Below are 17796 nucleotides of genomic sequence, written 5' to 3' on the forward strand. Positions count from 1 at the left end.
AATTTCCTAAGAACGGCTGTAAACCAATGGATTCAGCGCCGTCGCCGCCAAATCGCCGGGCTGAGCGCCGGGGAACCACGTTTTCAGATCGCTCTCACGTGCTTTACTGTCCGGCTGAGCAATGCGCAAACCATCAGCATAATAAATAATTGTCATTACCTTGCGCATCGAGTCTGTCGGATTCCCCGGTGCGCTGTGCAGCGTCCACCCGGCATGAAAAGTCGCATCTCCGGCCTCCATAGCCCCGTAAGACTTCGTTTCCAAACCTTTGCCCTCAATATACCCGGCTAACGTGCGATGGGATTCATCAGAAATAACCATTTTGTTAATGTATCCCATACGTTGGGACTCGGAGGCAAATGTCATGGATCCAACTTCTTGTGAAATCGGAACCAGCGGCATCCACATCGTTATCGTTTTATCTGTATCCAACGGCCAATAGATTTGGTCCTGGTGCCATGGTGTGTGACCTCCGTGAGGTTCTTTATATAGGGCCTGATCATGGTAAATTCGCACGCCTTCAACACCCATCAACTCCGCGGCGATTTTGGCAAATCGTTTCGCCAGCACGAACCGGCGGACGGCTTCACTTTTCTCCCAGAGGTTCGAGATTTGAATAAATGCCTTTCCATACGTGTCCCGCTCTTCAAGCGGCTTGTTGTGATAATTCAGCTCCTTCACCAGATCTGAAATCATCGGTTCGTAAGAAGCAATTTCGGATGAGTTGGCTGCCTGCTTTATTAGAATATGCCCTTTCTGCTGATAGCTTGCAATTTGCTGCTCCGATAACGGATAGCTCTCTTCCAATGAGGGTAACGAAAGGATATGGTTTGTCTCCTGCATGCTCATCTGGATCACCTCGACTTGTATAATTACAGTTTTATTATAGTGGCATCCCTCTTCTAAATCTTTGTCAAACAAGGTTATATTATTGTCAAAAACAACTGGATTCAGATGCCATGGGGGCCTTACAATAAGAGTCGTACAACCTTTACCGCGGAAAGGACCTCACATGCTGAACAATTTATTAAAACAACATCCCATCGTTCCTTTCGTTAGACAAAGCGACTTTGCCGTGCGTAAACCTTGGACTTCCCCGGAACGAAGACTGCTTGATTATTTATTCGTTTACATCCAAGAAGGCACCTGTTCTTTCCGGATAGATCATCACACGCATACTTTTACCGAGGGTCAATTTTGTCTGGTGCAACCTGGCAGCTTGCTGTCTTTGGAAGGATTAACGAACACCGTTACGCCATATATACATTTTGATCTCTGTTTTAACACCCAGCGTGAAAACAGCTTTCCTACCCGGCCGGGGCAAATTGATCTGTCCGCATACATGCATCTGATGCAGCCAACGATCAAAGATCTGTATGGGATTGATGTGCCTGTGCATGCTTTTCCTTCCAACCCGTTAAAATTAAAAGAAACGCTCTTGCAGGTTATCGAGCAGGCTGAGCAGCAGGATCCGCTTATTCAGCTTAAAACCCAGCATCTAGTGACGGAAATCATCATTTCATTATTAGAAACCTATTATCAACAACCATATACGTCTGTTCATTCATTCGACTGGATTACATCATACTTTTCACATCATTTAAGCGATCCCATCTCCTTAGAGGACATGGCGGCTCGAGCCAATCTGTCGATTTCGAGATTCAGCATCATTTTCAAACAGCGTTACGGCATTTCCCCTCACCAATATTTGATGAATATGCGAGTGAATCATGCAAAAGAGCTTCTCACAAACACAGATCTGAGCCAAGAAGCAATAGCCGGCTATTGCGGTTTTGCAGACCTGCACCATTTCTCCAAAACATTTAAGAAACGTACCGGTCTTACGCCAGGTGAACTTAGAAAAAACAAAATCCCCTTCATCCGAGCCTAAACGCTCGAATAAAGGGGATTTTTTGCTTATTTCCTGGGAAATAGTTGAAATTAGTCGAAGTAAACCGCCTTGCCTGTTTTAGCAGACTCGTAGATGGCTTCTAAAATCTCGGAAACGACACAAGCCTGCTCCGGTGTAACAACCGGATCTGTATCATTTTCAATCGCCTGAATCCATAGGCGCATCTCCAGATCAGGCGCACTTTCCGTTTCGCCGTCATAGAAAGCAACGCCGCCGGCTTGCAGCTCGACCTCTGTTGTGTACAAGCGGCTGTGCTTCTCGCCGTTGATGCGAAGACCGTTTTTCATGTCAGCTCCGCCTTCTGTACCGCTTAACGTACATTTCGCTTCATCCACTTCAAGAGTATTCAGCGCCCAGCTGGATTCAAGAATAATGGTCGCGCCATTTTTCATGGTGATCATCCCGAAAGCGGAATCCTCCACCGTGAACTTAGTTGGATCCCAAGGGCCCCATGCATTTGCTGCATTTTCGCGTTGGGACAATTTATGATAGGAAGTGCCGAGAACGACTTTCGGCTCATAGTTATTCATCATCCAAAGCGTCAAATCGAGAGCATGAGTACCGATATCGATCAACGGACCTCCGCCTTGTTTTTCTTCATCAAGGAAAACTCCCCATGTTGGTACCGCGCGGCGGCGAATGGCATGAGCTTTAGCAAAGTAAATGTCACCCAGCTCGCCTTCCGAGCATAGCTTGTGCAAATGCTGGCTGTCGCTGCGGAAACGGTTGTTGTAGCCGACCGTCAATTTTTTGCCGGTACGTTTCGCTGCTTCCACCATACGGCGCGCATCTTCAGCCGTTTTCGCCATCGGCTTCTCGGACATAACGTGCTTGCCGGCTTCCAGAGCCGCAATCGTAATTTCCGCATGCGAATCATTTGGCGTACAGACATGAACGATGTCAATTGAGCTGTCTTGCAGAAGCTCACGGTAATCTTCATACACGCGTGCTTCGCCTTTTCCATACTTAGCGGCAGCCTCATGGGCTTTCTCAGAAATAATATCGCAGAAAGCAACCATTTCTACATTTTTTAATTTGTTCAAACTTGGCATGTGCTTGCCGTTGGCAATTCCTCCACAGCCGATAATCGCAATTCGATACGTTTTGGACATCATAATCCTCCTTAAGCTATGTAAACATCGTATGTTTCTATCTTTTGTTCTTCACCGGTACACTTAAAGTATACCAAAATCAAAATAAAATAAAATTTCGGATCTGGCGATAAATGTATACGATTGTGACATCTCTTACTTTTCGATCTTCCTTATTTCAATTTTACGGATACGGTGATCGTCCCTCTCACGGATCATGAATGTCCATGATTCGTTGGTCCATTCTTCCCCAACTGCCAACTCCGGCAGTTTGCTGTACAGCCAACCGCCGATGGAGTCCACATTCTCGTCATGGATGTCTGTTCCTAATCGATAGTTGATCTCATTAATGTGGACGATCCCTTCGACTAAATAGTGATTTTCGCCCAGCACTTCGATCTCTTTCGTTTCATCTTTATCAAATTCGTCCCGAATTTCCCCGACAATTTCTTCAAGGATGTCCTCAATCGTAATTAATCCGGACGTCCCGCCGTATTCATCCAGCAATAGAGCGATGTGGACATTTTGCTGCTGCATCTTCTTGAGCAAAACTTTAACGAGCATGCTCTCCGGAACCGTCAGCATCGGCTGCAGCAAGCTGTGCAAATCAAAGTCCGGATCATGCAGGTAGCTCAAGAAAAACTGCTTCGTGTTGACGAAGCCGATGATATGATCCTTGTTCCCTTTAGCAACAGGGAATCGCGTATATTTTTCACTCGTAATAATGTTCATGTTGTCTGCAAGGGATTTATCTGCGAAAAGGCATATCATATCCGTACGAGGCACCATGATCTCACGCGCCAACAATTCATCAAAAGAAAAGATGCGATTCACATAGCCGAACTCCGTCTTATTAATTTTCCCGCTCATATAACTGTCAGATAAAATAATGCGGATCTCTTCTTCGGAATGGGCTTCTTCATGCTCGCTTGCCGGCTTCATGCCAAACGCTTTGATAAGCTGGTTCGCCGAACCGTTCAGCATCCAAATAAATGGGTACATGATTTTGTAAAAACTAATAATGAGCGGCGCAGTGAGGACGGAAATCGCTTCTGCTTTTTGGATGGCTAACGTTTTGGGGGCCAATTCCCCCAGCACCACGTGAATATACGTGATGAATACAAAAGCGATTATAAAGGATAGAAAATGAGATAACCCTTCCCCTGCGCCAATCCATGTGAATAGCGGATGGAGAAGTTTCTCGACTGTCGGTTCGCCAAGCCAACCAAGTCCTAAAGCAGTAATCGTAATTCCCAGCTGGCAGGCGGACAAGTATCCATCCAGATTGGAAACAACCGTTTGAACAGCGCGGGCATTTTTTTTGCCTTCCGCCACCATTTGATCTACGCGGCTGGGCCTGATTCGAATAACAGCAAATTCTGTTGCTACAAAAAAAGCGGTTAATACAATAAGTAGTGCGATTAACATCAAATTAATGAACATATGAACCTCTTTCGAGAAGTTTTTTTATCAATTATAACCAGTATCTGCATTTATGCGGTCAGCTATGAGGTTTGTGACACAAAAAAAGCCCGGGCAGCTGTAATACCAGCACCCTGGGCTCCTCATTTCTTGATAATTGTCGCTACCAGTTTGTATCCGACGCCCCGGATCGAATCGATTTGCACCGATTGCTGATTCATCTCCAGCTTCTTGCGAAGAGAACTCACATGTACATCTACGGTTCTTTGTCCCCCGATATAATCAAATCCCCAAACAATGTTCATGAGATCGTCTCTCGTTACAACGACGCCCGGCCGCTGAACAAGATACAGCAGAACCTCGAACTCCTTAGGTCGCAACGGAATAGATTCCCCATTCAGCACCACTTCGTATTTCTCCGGATAAATGTACAGCTCGCCGGCTTGAATGACTTTCTCATTCGTACCCTGCTTGTCTACCGCGGCATCCTCTGACTGCGTTCTGCGCAGTACGGCGGATACCCTTGCCAACAATTCCGCTACGCCAAATGGCTTCGTAATATAATCATCCGCGCCGTGCTTCAAGCCTTGAACGACCTCATCCTCGGCATTCCGGGCCGTTAGAATGATGACCGGCGTGCTGTTTCCTTTTTGCCTAAGCTTAGCCAGTACCTCAAAACCGTTCAAGCCAGGCAGCATGATATCTAGAATAATTAAATCATAGGACTGCTGAAGCGCTTCTTGAAGCCCGTCGCCGCCATGATCCACGACCTTTGTATGGTACCCTTCCTGGGATAGATTGTACGAAAGCAAGCGAGCTAAGGTAGGCTCGTCCTCGATAACTAATATTTTTTGTGCCATGGGATCCCCCGTATTTACAGTATATTAACATTGCACACCCATATAATAACACAATTTTGTAAAGCGAATGTAAATATTGCGTTATCGCCATGTAAATTAGTGTATAACAGGCAATTCAATGGTGAATCTTGTGCCGATACCGACTTCGCTATCCACGCGGATTGTCCCTTTATGCAGTTCAACTAAATGTTTCACGATGGATAAACCGAGTCCGGTTCCGCCTGAGATTCTTGAACGAGCTTTGTCTACACGATAAAAGCGCTCGAAAATGCGCGGCAAATCTTTCTTCGGAATCCCCATTCCCGTATCGGACACAATTAAACGAAGCCGTTCATAATCGCCGTCACTATTCGGATCGAGCGGCTCCACACGCACCTTGACCTTTCCTCCGTCCTGCGTATAAGCAATCCCATTGGAGAGAAGATTGATAATAATTTGACGCAACCGATCCTCGTCGGCTTCAATATACATGTCTTCGTCAACCTGCATGCTCAGCTCAATGTGCTTCTTTTCCGCTTCTTTACGCAGCACATGAAGCGATCTCTCCAAAAATTCCGGCAAATAAATCGGCGAAAAATTCATCGGAATCCGCTTCGATTCAATTTTGGACAGCTCCAAAATATCGCCGATCAGCCGGTTCAACCGCTCGCTTTCGTCAAAAATAATTTGCAGGAACGACACCGCCGTGTCCTTATCGTTCAGCGCGCCGGCTAACAACGTCTCGGCGAAACCTTTAACGGCAGCAATCGGCGTCTTTAACTCATGAGAAACATTGGCTACAAATTCGCTTCTCATCCGCTCCAGCCTGCGGACAGCAGTAATATCATGAATGACGATGAGCACACCGGACCACTCTTCGTCCTCATGGGCAATTGGACTTAAGTGAATATCCAGAATGCGCTCAGCCGGATAATAGAATATCATTTCGTCACGAATCGATTCGCGCGTTTCAATGCATTCCTGAATGAGCTTCGTGAACTCGAACTGCTGCTTCGCTTCGTTGTACCTTTTCCCCAACAGTTCCTGCGAAGAAAAGCCTAAAATGTTCTCGGCAGAGGGATTTAACAGCATAATCCGCTCGTCCCGGTCGATCATCATAATACCGCTCAGCATATTCTCCATAACGCCTTGAAGCCTGCGCTCATTTTCCCGAATCCGGGCCATTTGCTGCTGCAAGCTCTCCGACATGCGATTGATGGCAAGCCCTAGCTGCCCAACCTCGTCATTGCTGTAGGCGGGTACACGGGATTCATAATTCATATTCGTAATTTGCTGGGCAACTTTCGTCATTTTCTCGATAGGATGGGTAATCCCCTTAGCAATGCGGTAGCTGACCAACCCGGCAATCAGAAACAAGATGAGCAATCCTACAATGAGAAAATACCATAAGCTGCGGATTGACTTATCCACTTGCTCCAGGCTCATTGAGATTCTTAGGAAGCCGATCGTTGCTTTCGCCTCATTTTTTACCGGAATGGCGGCGTAGAGCATTTTCTCCTTAAGGGTGTCGCTGTATCTTGTAGAATAGCCTACTCCACTAGCAGCGGCCGCAGCAATTTCAGGACGGCTCAAGTGATTGTCCATTTGTCCCGGCTCTTGATCGGAGTCGCCGATCACCTTCCCGTCCGTACGAACATAAGTCAGCCGTTCATTCGTTACCCCTTTAATCCGCTTGGCCTGCTGGGAAAAGTAAGCCATCAGCTCATTCTCTGATCCGATCCTGCTCCAGTCCCCTGTAGCCACAATGACACGCAGCTCGCGTTCCATATTGTCTTCCAAGGACTTCACATGAGAATCCTCAAGCACTTTAGCCATAAAAATACCGGCAATCAGCATCGAGCAACCGATCATTACAATCATAATAAACGTTAGTTTGGCACGGAATTTGGTCATCTGGTTCTCTGGCCTCCGATAGATCAAGTCTGTAAAAAAAAAGAAAAGGGCTACTCTACATAGTAACCCTTTCTCCCGTGCCTAATCCAGTTATTTATTTGTAAAGGAAATAAAATGTACGGTGATAAGGCAATATTTATTTAAATACAGGCTCTTTCAGCGCCGACAATTTCTCAAATGCGTTCTTCTCCACATCTGCATGCAGACTGTTGCCATGCGAATCCATCGTTACAATCGCAGCAAAACCTTCTGTCTCCAAGTGCCACATCGCTTCAGGAATACCGAATTCCATGAAATCCACGCCTTCGACTTTCTTAAAGCATTGCGCATAGTATTGTGCGGCTCCGCCAATGGCATTCAAGTAAACGCCGCCGTGTTCTTTGAGCGCTGCCAATGTTTTCGGGCCCATTCCGCCTTTACCGATAACTGCACGAATGCCGAACTTCTTGATGATTTCGCCTTGGTAAGGCTCCTCGCGAATACTTGTCGTCGGGCCAGCCGCTTTCACGTGCCACTCGCCGGCTTCATCTTTGCTCATGACCGGACCGCAGTGGTAAATAGCCGCCCCATTCAGATCAAGCGGAGCGTCATGATCCATCAAATACTTATGCAGCGCGTCGCGCCCTGTGTGCATGGTGCCGTTAATGACAACCACGTCGCCGACTTTCAGGCTGCGGATTTGCTCTTCCGAAATCGGAGTCGTCAGAACGATCTCGCGACGGTCCTCTTCCTTCACATTTTTAGCTGCTTCAGCGCTAGCTTCAAAAGCTTCTTGGAAGGACACTTCGCTGCCTCGCGGATAGGACCAGCCGTTGATTTCGCCGGTTTCCGGATTGAGCAGCACGCCTTGACGGCGGAACGCCCAACAGTTGTAAGCCACGGACACGAAGAAGCTGGCCGGCAAGCGGTTCGCCACGCCAACTTTGCAGCCGAGCAAGGTCACTTGGCCGCCGAAGCCCATCGTACCGATACCGAGCGTGTTGGCATGCTCCATGACGTACTCTTCGACTTTACGCAGCTCCGGATGCGGGTTCACATCGTCTACGTGACGGAACAATTGATGCTTCGCCAGCTCGTAACCGCTTGTCCGGTCGCCGCCGATGCCAACGCCGATAAAGCCTGCACTGCACCCTTGCCCTTGCGCTTGATACACAGCGTGCATAATACATTTGCGAATGCCGTCCAGGTCGCGCCCGGCTTTGCCTACGCCTTCAAGATCGGCCGGCAAGCTGTATTGAATGTTTTTATTTTCACAGCCGCCGCCTTTAAGAATCAGCTTCACTTCAACTTCATCGCGTTCCCACTGTTCGAAATGAATAACCGGTGTCCCAGGTCCCAGATTGTCGCCCGTGTTGGCGCCAGTCAAAGAATCTACCGAGTTCGTGCGAAGTTTGCTCGCTTTCGTCGCATTCGCGACAGCTTCGAGAATATGCTTCTTCATAATAATTTGGTTTGCCCCAACCGGACAGTGTATAATAAACGTTGGCATGCCTGTATCCTGGCAAATCGGAGAGACATTGCATTCCGCCATATGAATGTTATCGGCAATACGGGAAAGGGAAAGCGCTGAGCGAGTTCCTTTGTCTTCTTTCTCACTTGCGGCTTGAACCGCGCGACGCACATCACCCGGAAGGTTTGTGGACGTTTCGACAATTAAATCGTAGACGCTTTGATAGAAATGCTGCATGACTAAAAATGGCTCCTTTCGACTTACAACTAATAATCATTACAAACTATTATACCATATAAGGAGTTACGCTGACATGTCCAAAAGAATCGGGATCACGATTCTGCTAAGTCTGATAGGGCTCACGCTTCTGCTTACGCCTCTTCAGGCCAAGCGATCTCAAGATATCTACTATCAGGATCAAGTTGCTGTTCTCATGTATCATCATATCCATGACACCGATACAAGTTCCAGTACGATTACATCCAAATTGTTTCAAGATCAGCTGCAGTTTCTGCTGAGCAAAGGCTATCATTTTATTTCCTTGAATGAATTCAAGCAGTATTTGGCTGGGGCTACCGTCCCTGCTAACGCCGTTCTCGTGACTTTCGATGACGGGTATCAGAGCTTTTATACAGGGGCTTATCCGATTTTGAAAAGCTTGCGGGTTCCCGCTGTCAATTTTGTCATCACGACTGATTTAGCCAATCCCATGGGATCCTACATCCCTTCGATGTCCAAAGATCAAATCAGAGAGATGACCCATGCAACGAATTTTATCGATATCGGCTGCCATACCGATAACCTGCATCACAAGCTGCCGAATGGCCAAGCAGCGCTAGTCGGCCGTTTGGATGGGGAAGGCGGCGACGCCTACAAGCAGCGGGTGCTGAAGGATACCCAGGCCTGTGTCGGCAAGCTTGCCGGTCTGACGGACGCGCCGCTCGACGTGATGGCGTATCCGTACGGCATCACGTCGCCTGAGGCGACGGAACTGATCCAGCAGGCGGGCATTCGCTACGCCTTCACGATCTCCCCCGAGATGGCGACGCGCAGCGCCGACCATCTGCTCATTCCGCGGATCAACGCGGGCAGTCCCGGCATCACGCCGGAGCTGCTGGACCGCTCGATCCAGCGTCGTGTCAGGGCGCAGCCGGGCAGCGCCCCGCTGCGCGTGGATGCGGCCGCCGCCGCAGCGCAGCTCGGCGGCAGCGCAAGTGCGGAAGGCGGAGTGCTGCGCCTCCGCCTCGGGCAAGAGGCATTCACCCTGCAGGTGAATGCGACTACGGCCACGCGCGGCAGTTCGCGCGTGAAGCTGCGGCAGCCCGTGCTGCGCGAGCACGGGCAGGTCACGATCGCGCTGGACGATCTTAGCGCGCTGATCGGACAGCCGCTCGTCTACACCCCGGCCACCGGAACGGTGGCTGTGCGGGTGGCGCCGAGCGTGAAATAACATCAAAGGAGTCAAGAACACGATGAATCATCATTTTTTTGCTTATTTATACCGCCTCAAATATATCGATCGTTGGAGTCTCATGTGGAACATGCGCAGAGATACCGTAGCTGAGCATTCTTTCTACGTATCTACCATCGCACATATGCTTTGCACCATCGCGAACGAGGTTTACGGACGCGACGTGCCTACCGATCGCGTTGTCTCCATCGCTTTGTTCCACGATGCTTCCGAAGTATTAACGGGAGACATCCCGCAGCCCGTCAAACACAACAATGAGCAGATCTTGCGCAACTTCCGCGAAATTGAAGATGTTGCTGTAGAACGGCTCATCGAAACGATCCCGCCGGAAATCAGCGGCATCTACCGCAAGCTGATTCAGGACCCGGACCCTGAGCTGTACCGCTGGGTGAAGGCTGCGGACTTGCTCGAAGCCTATATCAAATGCTTAACAGAACTTTCAACCGGCAACCGGGAATTCGTTGTCGCCAAACAGCAAATTCTGGAGAGCTTGAAGAAAATGAACATGCCGGAAGTCGAGTATTTCCTTGAACATATGAGCTCCTCGTTCGAGAAAACGTTGGATGAAATCACCTTGCATCCGAATGAAAGCAAATAAAACAAAAAGGGCTATCCATGAAGGTCTGTGAAGACCGGCTGGATAGCCCTTTGCTTTGCTTATTAGAGAACTATGATCCTGTATGTCCCTTAAACAGAAATTAAGCCAACAATTGCGGATTAGTCATGAACAAAATAGCTACAACTACCGCTACAGCAGCGATCCAACTGAACGTTTTAATTTTGGCTGCATCCGTTGCCGTGCTGTTGCCTGCCTTTGCGTTGGCAACCAGCTTCTTGATTCTTCCGCCGATCATGCCAGTCACCGCTCCCACGATAAGCAGCAAAACAATAGCCAGCACCATCCAAAGAACGGACACCTCTACTTTTGAAACCATAGCGCCGCCTGTGATGAACGTTACAATCAATGAAAACTGTCCAATTCGGTTTAACGAAGACAGCAGCCCCATAAAGCCTTCAAGCGCAGCACCTGTTAGTGAAGCCGCACGTCCTGCAATAAATGGGAACACTACATATGCGCCAAGAAGCAAGGCACTGATGACATGTAAAAAAATCATGACTTGATACATTTTAACACCCTCCGCAATTTAAATGAGAATCCCTCTAATGTAGTATACCGAATACATTTCGTTGGGACAAGAAAGCGATGTCAACATTTCGGCCTTTTCACCATATCTACATACAAATGTGACTAAATCCGTCATAACTGCTGCATAGTGGTCTTGTCTCCGGTTCCGTGCTGAGTGTCTTATCTCTTACCCCGACTCGGTTCTCAATCCGGTATTCCTATCCATGAATTCGGACATAGCGGCCGTTATATTCGCGAAAAGCGTCGTGTCTCTCTGCTGACGGACATCAGAGTCCTTATTTACCGATTTCAAGGCGAAATCAGTCCCCAGGTGAGCAAGTAACAGCGCTGGTGTCTGTTACTTGCTCGAAGAGGTCCTTTTCCATCGCATAAGGGCCTCTCTGTCCGTTAGCGAGGAAAAAGAATACGCTAATCCCCATTTTGTCTGCACGACAGGCTGAGCAAACAGCCTTACAAATCTTTTCGTCACAAGAACAAGTTATACATGAACGCCACTTTCAACGGTACAGTATCCGTAAGCATTGCTCACGACCGAGCTCCTTTACGTATGAATTGGGAACTCCATTCCCTTATTTAAGCAAATTGCCGAATTTCGTGGGTTGAAGGGGAACTACAGACTCTTATTCTACCTCCATCGTTCAAATATGTGTCAAAATGGCAAAATAGAGGACCCTAGTTCCCTCTCCCTCACTTAAAGGGATCTTTTGGGCAAAATAGCGTCCTGTAGTTCCCCTGTAAAAAAAAACCTAGCATCCGCTGCTAGGTCTTCCTTCTTCTTTATGGCAGCGGCTGTGCAGGTACATCGGCAATTGTGACTGCCTCCGTAAATTTAGCTGTCGTGTTCTGCCTCAACCTCATATTCGCCGCCCCAGAAGCTGTTGTATTGATTTGTACGTTCACGATCTTCTCCGCATGCCCGCTCGCGTTAGCGGTCAGTGAGAAGCTCGTGCTGTACCCGTACGCGGATGGCCAAGTTCCGTCGCTGTTTTGAATTTTGGCCACTTGTGTCCCTGAACCGTTATAAATACCAAGATTGTAGTCTGTCACCGTCGAATTCGGGGTTAATCCGTTAAGGATAATTTTCACCTGAAAAACGGCATGATTCGGCAATTGCGCTTGATGGACGAACGCGAAGGGATCCGTTGTATTCGTCCCTGACGTATAGCCGTAAGACCCGGGTTTAAACGTCGATGGATCATACCACTTATAGCCTGCTGCCGGCGCGGCCCAAGGTTCAGCCTGCGGTTCCGTCGAGTTCGCCGGCTGCTCCCAGGTATACAGCGTTGTTGCCGTATCTAAGGTAAGGCCGGATACTTGCGTCAAGCTTGTATAGCTTTCTTTCGTGGCTAGCCACTTGACCATATTCACGAGCAGCACAGCGTCATTTTGTTCCTGGAAGCCTGCATATGTCGTTTTGGCGCCGCCTGTTTCTTCTTTCAAATATTTCGGAGTCGCATCTTCCACTGGCGAGGAATCGCCAATGAAGCCGGCTTTCCCTGCACTCACCTTCGAGACCGCCACAAACGGTCCTTCCGCCACACCGCCGCCATTGTAGACACCCTGATCCACTGCACTTGACCATTTGGTCGTTGTGGCCGGCAAATACACAATTCCCTTGGCCTTATTCGGGTTTGTAATGGCTAAGGTTGAGCCTGCATGCATGGCAACGGTAGAGACTCCGCTTGTTATGTTGAAAGCTTGAGACGGGCTTACAATGTTGTTTGCCGTAATATCGCCAAGCGCATTGTAGCGGAAACGCACGCCGAAATTCGTTGACAGCCAGTCGGAGCTGGCCACTCCTTGCATGGCAGCCGAGTTTGCTTCCTCTGTGCTCATCCCTGCAGCCGGGTTTGTCCATGCGCCGCGGCGGTAACCGTTAAACACTTCCGAAGCATCCCAACGATTCTTATTGCGATCGGCATTGTAATGATCGCCAATGAAGAAGATGCTGCCTCCGCCTTGCACGTACTGCAGCATGGCGCTTTGTTCCGATGTCTTATAGGGAATATTAGCTTCCCCAATCACGAATACATCGTAAGCGGATAAATCGGCTAACGTAAGCGCTGTGCTTTTGCGCAGCTCCTTCACGTAATAGCCCGCATTTCCAAGCGCATTGGCAAAATCAGAAAAACCACCGTCGATGACCCAGTCAGCCGCGCCTGCCGTTTGACCGTGCGTATTGTCAAACAGCACTTTTTTGCCGTTCGGCGATGCCGGCGTAATCGAAGGCGCAGGGTCATTCGGCCCTTCGGCCAATGCTTGCGGCACAGCTCCCAACAAAGTCACCGACATGACGGCCGTCAGTGCAAGACCTTTCCAACTCTTAGTTCCAAGCAAACTTCTCTTGAACATCATATCCCTCCAGTACATGGAATAATTAGCCAATGGTCATGGCCTAGATGTATCGTAGCATATGGAAAGAGCTTGGAATAGCGTCTTGGTGCGATTTTACAAAAGTAATAAATTTCTATGCAATCAACCAAAAAAAAGAGCCAACCCCTCTAAATAGGAGGCTGGCTCTTTACTGTATTGTGTTTAACCTGTTACAACTTTGATTACGTTGCGAACAGAGTTTGCCGTTTTGTCCAAAGCTGCTTTTTCTGCTTCTGTCAGCTCGATATCCATAATTTTCTCGATACCGTTGCCGCCAAGTACAGTCAGAACGCCCATGAACAAGTTGTCATAGCCATACTCGCCTTCAAGAAGGGCGATTGTAGGGATGATCCGTTTTTTATCTTTCAGAATCGCTTCTGTCATTTGCACAAGGGAGGCAGCTGGCGCGTAATATGCACTACCGTTACCAAGCAGGTTGACAATCTCCCCGCCGCCCGTACGTGTACGTTGAACGATTGCTTCAATACGTTCCGCTGGAATCAGCTTCTCGATCGGCACTCCGCCCGCGTATGTGTAACGAACTAACGGAACCATGTCATCGCCGTGTCCGCCGATAACAACCCCTCTAACGTCCTCAACGGAAACATTCAGCTCCTGGGAGATGAACGTCAAGTAACGAGCTGTATCCAGTACGCCGGATTGACCGATCACGCGGTTTTTCGGGAAGCCAAGAGCTTGGTAAGCCACATAAGTCATCGCATCAACCGGATTGCTCAAGATGATAACGATGGAGTTAGGAGCTACTTCTTTTACGTTTTCACAAACGGATTTCACGATACCTGCGTTCGTGTTGACCAAGTCGTCGCGGCTCATACCCGGTTTACGGGCGATACCGGCAGTGATGATGACGATGTCGGAATCAGCAGCATCCGCATAGTTGGATGTACCCGTGATTTGAGCGTCGTAGCCTTGAACCGGACCGGCTTCAAGCATGTCGAGCGCTTTACCCTTTGTAGGGTTTTCCAATTGCGGAATATCGAGAAGAACAACGTCACCAAGTTCTTTTTGAGCAAGCATTAGTGCAGTAGTTGCGCCTGTGAAGCCTGCGCCGACAACGGTGATTTTATTACGACGGATCGCCATTTAGAATGTGCCTCCTCATTGTATAAAGATATCGTTAGCTTGCGCTATACGAAACAAATTAAGCCATGTTTTTGATGATTTCGTTCGCGAATTCGGAGCATTTGATTTCAGTTGCGCCTTCCATCAAGCGAGCAAAGTCATAAGTAACTGTTTTGTTGTTAATGGATGTTTCCAAGCCTTTGTAGATCAGCTCAGCCGCTTCCAACCAGCCAAGGTGCTCAAGAAGCATTACGCCGGACAGGATAACGGAACCTGGGTTAACAACGTCAAGACCTGCATATTTAGGAGCTGTACCATGCGTAGCTTCGAAGATCGCGTGGCCAGTCAAGTAGTTGATGTTTGCTCCTGGAGCGATACCGATACCGCCAACTTGTGCAGCAAGTGCGTCAGACAGGTAGTCACCGTTCAGGTTCAATGTTGCGATAACGTCAAAGTCAGTTGGACGCGTCAATACTTGTTGCAGCGCGATGTCAGCAATCGCATCTTTTACGATGATTTTGCCAGCAGCTTCTGCGTCTTTTTGAGCTTTGTTCGCAGCTTCTGCACCTTGCTCTTCTTTGATGCGGTCGTATTGCGCCCATGTGAATGTTTTGTCGCCGAACTCACGCTCAGCCAACTCGTAACCCCAGTTTTTGAACGCGCCTTCTGTGAATTTCATGATGTTGCCTTTGTGAACCAATGTTACTGTTTTACGGCCATGTTTGATTGCGTACTCGATTGCTGCGCGTACCAAACGCTCTGTACCTTCGGAAGATACTGGTTTAACACCGATCCCTGAAGTTTCTGGGAAGCGAATTTTGTTAACGCCCATTTCCTCTTTAAGGAACTTGAGTACTTTCTTAACTGCGTCAGAACCAGCTTCCCACTCGATACCAGCGTAAATATCTTCTGTATTCTCACGGAAAATAACCATGTCAACCAGCTCAGGACGTTTAACCGGTGAAGGAACGCCGTTGAAGTAACGAACCGGACGGGAACATACGTATAGATCCAGCTCTTGACGAAGCGCAACGTTCAGGGAGCGAATGCCGCCGCCGATAGGCGTAGTCAGAGGTCCTTTGATGGACACGATGTATTCGCGCATAGCTGTCAGCGTATCGTTAGGAAGCCAGTTGTTGAATTTGTTAAAAGCTTTCTCGCCGGCAAAAACTTCGTACCAAGCAATTTTTTTCTCGCCTTTGTAAGCTTTCTCAACTGCTGCATCAAGAACGCGTACGGAAGCTGCCCAGATGTCAGGACCTGTACCGTCGCCTTCGATGTAAGGAATGATTGGGTTGTTTGGTACTTGAAGTACACCGTTCTCGATTGTGATTTTTTGACCTTCTGTTGGAAGTTCGTAATTTTCGAATTGTGGCATGATAGTTCCTCCTAAATTTGTTTAAAATGATACGAATGAGTTAACTATGGTGCAATACGCTGCGTGCTTTTGGCAATCCCTTCCAACCGCTTGTTATAATCAATTATTTTGAATGACTTTTATATGTAAATAAATCGACTATAAAGGCGGACACTACGTTTCTCCAGGCACTGCCAAGCACTCCACTAGCTACGTTACTACAACGAGTACCCTTAACACAAATCTAACTCGTCCCCGTAGTAGTAGGTAAAAGCATTCAGACACACAAAAAGTGACGGGAGCTGCGGTACGCCCCAGGAAAACCGAAGTCCCCTGAAGCCGGGTACCGAACTGCCCGCACCTTAAGCGAATAAGCAAGCCGATTAGCGAGCGCTGATCGGAATGTATTTTTGGTTAACCGGACCTGTGTACTCAGCGCGAGGACGGATCAAGCGGTTGTTCTCGTACTGCTCCAGGATATGGGCAGTCCAACCGGATGTACGTGAGATCGCGAAGATCGGTGTGAACAGGTCGCGCGGGATTTCAAGTGTTGTGTAAACGGAAGCCGAGTAGAAGTCTACATTCGGTTTCAAACCTTTTAGTCCAGTTACAAGCTCATCTGCTTTAATGGACATTTCGTACCATTTCAGGTTGCCAGTCAGCTTGCCAAGCTCATAAGACATTTTTTGCAAGTGCTTCGCACGAGGATCTCCGTTTTTGTATACACGGTGTCCGAAGCCCATAATTTTGTCTTTACGCTCTAATTTATCATTAATGTAAGGAACTACGTTCTCTACAGTACCGATCTCTTCAAGCATGGCCATAACCGCCTCGTTTGCACCGCCGTGAAGAGGTCCTTTGAGCGTGCCGATAGCGGAAGTAATACCGGAGTAAATGTCAGTAAGCGTTGCAACCGTTACACGCGCAGCGAACGTGGAAGCGTTCAACTCGTGGTCCGCGTGAAGCACCAACGCTTTGTCCAAAGCTTCAATCGCAACTTTGTCCGGCTCTTTTCCAGTCAATTGGTACAAGAAGTTAGCCGCAACGGAAGAATATCCCGGGGAAGCTAAAGGCTCTTTACCTTCACGGATGCGAGCGAATGCCGCAATGATGCCAGGGATTTGCGCTTGCAATTTGATCGCTTTACGAACGTTGGATTCCTGGCTCATGTCGTTCGCTTCATCGTCATACAGCGCAAGTGCAGATACAGCCGTACGAAGCGCAGCCATGGAATTCACATTTTTCGGGAATGTTCTCAACTGGTTGATCACCGCATCGGGCACCTTGCTGTGAGCGTTCAGGTCGCTTTGCAGTTTCTCAAGCTCAGCTTGGGTAGGCAGTTTGCCGAACCAAAGCAAATAAATAACTTCTTCAAATGTCGCATTTTCTGCGAGGTCATCAATATCAATCCCGCGATATGTCAACACTCCATCTACAATGGAGCTGATCGACGAGGTCGTGGCTACAATTCCTTCTAAACCTTTGGTTGCAGTCATGAGAATCTCTCCTTAGCTACTCTATTAGCAAAAAATTGCTTTTTTCCTAACTTCAATAATAAAGTATTTTACCCGGTAAGTGAACAAAAGAGGACATAAAAGTTCATTATCACTACCATAAAGAATCTTTTTGACACAAAGATGCCACTTAATTTTGCTTCACAACTTCAAACGCACGATACAAGTTTTTGTATATTTTCCCGAATTATTCAGCGTTTTTGTAAAAGTTTGTCGAGACGGT

14 protein-coding genes are annotated in these 17796 nt (G+C 48.1%); 3 read left to right on the forward strand and 11 right to left on the reverse strand.

Going from position 1 to position 17796, the window contains the following annotated elements; all coding sequences use genetic code 11:
- Positions 1-6 precede the first annotated feature (6 nt).
- Positions 7-849 carry a phytanoyl-CoA dioxygenase family protein gene (locus GC097_RS14735; RefSeq protein ID WP_246294256.1) on the reverse strand — a complete coding sequence of 281 codons (843 nt, stop codon included), beginning with the start codon at positions 847-849 and terminating at the stop codon, positions 7-9.
- A gap of 163 nt (positions 850-1012) precedes the next feature.
- Here GC097_RS14735 and GC097_RS14740 point away from each other — a divergent pair, with 163 nt between their 5' ends.
- Positions 1013-1891, forward strand: a complete 879-nt coding sequence (locus GC097_RS14740; RefSeq protein WP_171684062.1) for an AraC family transcriptional regulator — start codon at positions 1013-1015, stop codon at positions 1889-1891.
- 50 nt (positions 1892-1941) lie between these two features.
- Here the strand turns inward: GC097_RS14740 and GC097_RS14745 are convergent, their stop codons facing one another.
- The 5 genes from GC097_RS14745 to GC097_RS14765 form a co-directional block, all read right to left on the reverse strand.
- Entirely contained in the window at positions 1942-3024 is a 1083-nt protein-coding gene (locus GC097_RS14745) for a Gfo/Idh/MocA family protein (protein WP_171684063.1), read from the reverse strand.
- A 135-nt stretch (positions 3025-3159) separates the two neighbouring features.
- Positions 3160-4446, reverse strand: a complete 1287-nt coding sequence (locus GC097_RS14750; RefSeq protein WP_171684064.1) for a hemolysin family protein — start codon at positions 4444-4446, stop codon at positions 3160-3162.
- A gap of 122 nt (positions 4447-4568) precedes the next feature.
- Positions 4569-5285 carry a response regulator transcription factor gene (locus tag GC097_RS14755; protein ID WP_171684065.1) on the reverse strand — a complete coding sequence of 239 codons (717 nt, stop codon included), beginning with the start codon at positions 5283-5285 and terminating at the stop codon, positions 4569-4571.
- Between the two features lie 96 nt (positions 5286-5381).
- Positions 5382-7178: a two-component system histidine kinase PnpS gene (gene pnpS / locus GC097_RS14760; protein ID WP_171684066.1), complete on the reverse strand. Its 1797-nt coding sequence runs from the start codon at positions 7176-7178 to the stop codon at positions 5382-5384.
- A gap of 136 nt (positions 7179-7314) precedes the next feature.
- On the reverse strand, positions 7315-8865 hold the full coding sequence (locus tag GC097_RS14765) for a fumarate hydratase (RefSeq protein WP_171684067.1): 1551 nt from the start codon (positions 8863-8865) through the stop codon (positions 7315-7317).
- 76 nt (positions 8866-8941) lie between these two features.
- Between GC097_RS14765 and GC097_RS14770 the strand changes: the two genes are divergently transcribed.
- Together GC097_RS14770 and yfbR are read left to right on the forward strand one after the other, a co-directional pair.
- On the forward strand, positions 8942-10078 hold the full coding sequence (locus GC097_RS14770) for a polysaccharide deacetylase family protein (RefSeq protein ID WP_171684068.1): 1137 nt from the start codon (positions 8942-8944) through the stop codon (positions 10076-10078).
- Between the two features lie 22 nt (positions 10079-10100).
- Positions 10101-10697: a 5'-deoxynucleotidase gene (gene yfbR, locus GC097_RS14775; protein WP_171684069.1), complete on the forward strand. Its 597-nt coding sequence runs from the start codon at positions 10101-10103 to the stop codon at positions 10695-10697.
- A gap of 100 nt (positions 10698-10797) precedes the next feature.
- Here the strand turns inward: yfbR and GC097_RS14780 are convergent, their stop codons facing one another.
- From GC097_RS14780 to citZ, 5 genes are all read right to left on the reverse strand, one after another.
- Complete coding sequence (locus GC097_RS14780) at positions 10798-11226, reverse strand: hypothetical protein (RefSeq protein ID WP_171684070.1); 429 nt, start codon at positions 11224-11226, stop codon at positions 10798-10800.
- 797 nt (positions 11227-12023) lie between these two features.
- Positions 12024-13598, reverse strand: coding sequence for a DNA-binding protein (locus GC097_RS14785; RefSeq protein ID WP_171684071.1), 1575 nt, complete (start codon positions 13596-13598; stop codon positions 12024-12026).
- 183 nt (positions 13599-13781) lie between these two features.
- On the reverse strand, positions 13782-14723 hold the full coding sequence (mdh, locus tag GC097_RS14790; RefSeq protein ID WP_171684072.1) for a malate dehydrogenase: 942 nt from the start codon (positions 14721-14723) through the stop codon (positions 13782-13784).
- 58 nt (positions 14724-14781) lie between these two features.
- Positions 14782-16080, reverse strand: coding sequence for an NADP-dependent isocitrate dehydrogenase (gene icd, locus GC097_RS14795; protein WP_171684073.1), 1299 nt, complete (start codon positions 16078-16080; stop codon positions 14782-14784).
- Between the two features lie 362 nt (positions 16081-16442).
- On the reverse strand, positions 16443-17555 hold the full coding sequence (citZ, locus tag GC097_RS14800; protein WP_171684074.1) for a citrate synthase: 1113 nt from the start codon (positions 17553-17555) through the stop codon (positions 16443-16445).
- Positions 17556-17796: the final 241 nt, after the last annotated feature.

It is taken from the genome of Paenibacillus planticolens, assembly GCF_013141725.1.
Taxonomy (GTDB): Bacteria; Bacillota; Bacilli; order Paenibacillales; family NBRC-103111; genus Paenibacillus_E; species Paenibacillus_E planticolens.

Excerpts from the sequence above, each read along its gene's own strand:
- GC097_RS14735 (WP_246294256.1), bottom strand. The coding sequence starts at position 849 with ATGAGCATGCAGGAGACAAACCATATCCTTTCGTTACCCTCATTGGAA.
- GC097_RS14740 (WP_171684062.1), top strand. The coding sequence starts at position 1,013 with ATGCTGAACAATTTATTAAAACAACATCCCATCGTTCCTTTCGTTAGA.
- GC097_RS14745 (WP_171684063.1), bottom strand. The coding sequence starts at position 3,024 with ATGTCCAAAACGTATCGAATTGCGATTATCGGCTGTGGAGGAATTGCC.
- GC097_RS14750 (WP_171684064.1), bottom strand. The coding sequence starts at position 4,446 with ATGTTCATTAATTTGATGTTAATCGCACTACTTATTGTATTAACCGCT.
- GC097_RS14755 (WP_171684065.1), bottom strand. The coding sequence starts at position 5,285 with ATGGCACAAAAAATATTAGTTATCGAGGACGAGCCTACCTTAGCTCGC.
- pnpS (WP_171684066.1), bottom strand. The coding sequence starts at position 7,178 with ATGACCAAATTCCGTGCCAAACTAACGTTTATTATGATTGTAATGATC.
- GC097_RS14765 (WP_171684067.1), bottom strand. The coding sequence starts at position 8,865 with ATGCAGCATTTCTATCAAAGCGTCTACGATTTAATTGTCGAAACGTCC.
- GC097_RS14770 (WP_171684068.1), top strand. The coding sequence starts at position 8,942 with ATGTCCAAAAGAATCGGGATCACGATTCTGCTAAGTCTGATAGGGCTC.
- yfbR (WP_171684069.1), top strand. The coding sequence starts at position 10,101 with ATGAATCATCATTTTTTTGCTTATTTATACCGCCTCAAATATATCGAT.
- GC097_RS14780 (WP_171684070.1), bottom strand. The coding sequence starts at position 11,226 with ATGTATCAAGTCATGATTTTTTTACATGTCATCAGTGCCTTGCTTCTT.
- GC097_RS14785 (WP_171684071.1), bottom strand. The coding sequence starts at position 13,598 with ATGTTCAAGAGAAGTTTGCTTGGAACTAAGAGTTGGAAAGGTCTTGCA.
- mdh (WP_171684072.1), bottom strand. The coding sequence starts at position 14,723 with ATGGCGATCCGTCGTAATAAAATCACCGTTGTCGGCGCAGGCTTCACA.
- icd (WP_171684073.1), bottom strand. The coding sequence starts at position 16,080 with ATGCCACAATTCGAAAATTACGAACTTCCAACAGAAGGTCAAAAAATC.
- citZ (WP_171684074.1), bottom strand. The coding sequence starts at position 17,555 with ATGACTGCAACCAAAGGTTTAGAAGGAATTGTAGCCACGACCTCGTCG.